The sequence below is a fragment of the Pseudomonas sp. genome, from assembly GCF_037994325.1.
In the GTDB taxonomy this organism is placed as follows: Bacteria; Pseudomonadota; Gammaproteobacteria; order Pseudomonadales; family Pseudomonadaceae; genus Aquipseudomonas.
In genome coordinates this window covers 1-1,890 of sequence record NZ_JBBNAH010000721.1, presented here as the reverse complement: position 1 = coordinate 1,890, position 1,890 = coordinate 1, and the positions used below count along the sequence as shown (strand labels likewise).

The window sequence follows — 1,890 nt, the reverse complement described above, 5'->3', positions numbered from 1 at the left end:
CAGGCAGGGTTGTGTGCAGTCCGGGCTCAGGGCCTGGGCCAGTAGCGGGCTGTTGGGAAATAGCGAGGCTGTGTGGCCGTCATCGCCCATGCCCAGCACCAATACATCGATAGGCTGCGGCAGTTCGCTCAGAGCTACATTGGCGCCGGCCACCGACGCATCGAGGCTCACCGGGCTGCGGTACAAACCCAGGAAATGCGCGCGCGCCGCTTCGCCACGTAGCAGGTGGCGCTTAACCAGTGCCTCGTTGCTGTCGCTGTGTTCGACCGGCACCCAGCGCTCATCGGCCAGGCTCACCACCACCCGCGACCACTCCAGCTTTTGCGTCGACAGCGCTTCAAGAAACGCCACCGGGCTACGGCCACCGGACACCACCAAACTGGCAAAATCACGCTCGCGCAGCGCGGCAGTCAACGCCTGCGCTACCGCTACAGCCAAGTCGTTGGCCTGTTGTTTGGCCGATGCTTGCTCAATGGCTTGCACGCCGGCCGGAAAATTCAGCTCAGAGATCGCCATACCAGGACCTCCCATCACGGGTAATCAGCGCCATTGCCGCCATCGGTCCCCAGGAACCGGCCGCGTATGGCTTGGGTGGGTCGCCAAGCTGTTTCCAGCCGGCAATCAACTGGTCGCACCACAGCCAGGCGTGTTCGACCTCGTCTTTGCGCACAAACAGGTACTGGTTGCCCTGCGTCACTTCCAGCAACAGCCGTTCATAGGCGTCGGGAATACGTGCGGCTTTGTAGGTTTCAGAGAAGTTCAGCTGCAGCGGCCCACTGCGCAGCTGCATGCCTTTATCCAGGCCTTGGTCTTTGGTCATCACTTGCAGGGAAATGCCCTCGTCCGGCTGCAAGCGGATGATCAGGCGGTTGCTCACCAACGGCCGCTGTTCGGGGGCAAAAATGTAGTGCGACGACTCTTTAAAGTGGATGACGATCTGCGACAGCTTTTGCGGCATACGCTTGCCAGTACGCAGGTAGAACGGCACACCCGACCAGCGCCAGTTGCGGATTTCCGCCCGTACGGCGACATAGGTTTCGGTGTCGCTCTGCAGGTTAGCGTTGTCCTCTTCCAGGTAGCCCGGCACCGGTTTGCCAGCGCTGCTGCCGGCCACGTATTGACCACGTACCACTTGGCGGCTGAGGTGTTCCGGGGTAATCGGCGCCAGCGCTTTGAGTACCTTTACTTTCTCATCGCGAATGCTGTCGGCTGAGAGATCGCTCGGCGGGTCCATGGCAATCAGGCAGAGCAACTGCAACAGGTGGTTCTGGATCATGTCGCGTAGTTGCCCGGCCTGGTCGAAGTAGCCCCAACGGCCTTCGATACCCACCACTTCAGCCACGGTAATTTCCACGTGGGAAATGTGGTGCTGGTTCCACTGGGTTTCGAACAGGCTATTGGCGAACCGCAGGGCGATCAGGTTTTGCACCGTCTCTTTGCCCAGGTAATGGTCGATGCGGTAGATCTGCGATTCCGGGAAATGCGCGGCCACGGCGTCGTTCACTTTGCGCGACGACTCAAGGTCATGGCCGATGGGTTTTTCCAGCACCACGCGGGTTTTGCTGGCCAGACCCACCGCCGCCAGGTTGGTGCAGATGGGGCCGTAGACAAACGCCGGGGTGGCGAAATAGGCGATCAGCGTATCGGAGCCAGCCACTGCTTCGACCAACGCAGGGTAATCGGCGGCCTCAGTAAAGTTGATATGCAAGTAGCTCAGGCGCTGGCGAAAGCGCTCAAGCACTTCGCCGTCCAGGTCCATGACCGGCACGTATTTGTGCAGCCAATCATCAATGAAAGCCAGGTGGCTCTCGGCATCGCCCGCCTCTCGTGCCAAGGCGAGAATGCGCGTATCGGCATGCAACAGGCCGGCACGGTCGAGCTGGTAAAGCG

2 protein-coding genes are annotated in these 1,890 nt (G+C 60.6%); both read right to left on the bottom strand.

Going from position 1 to position 1,890, the window contains the following annotated elements:
- A partial coding sequence (pgl, locus tag AAAB16_RS23970) for a 6-phosphogluconolactonase (protein ID WP_340665600.1) occupies nucleotides 1–516 on the bottom strand: 516 nt, incomplete at its 3' end.
- A partial coding sequence (gene zwf, locus AAAB16_RS23965) for a glucose-6-phosphate dehydrogenase (protein WP_340665599.1) occupies nucleotides 503–1,890 on the bottom strand: 1,388 nt, incomplete at its 5' end. The genes zwf and pgl, both read right to left, overlap by 14 nt.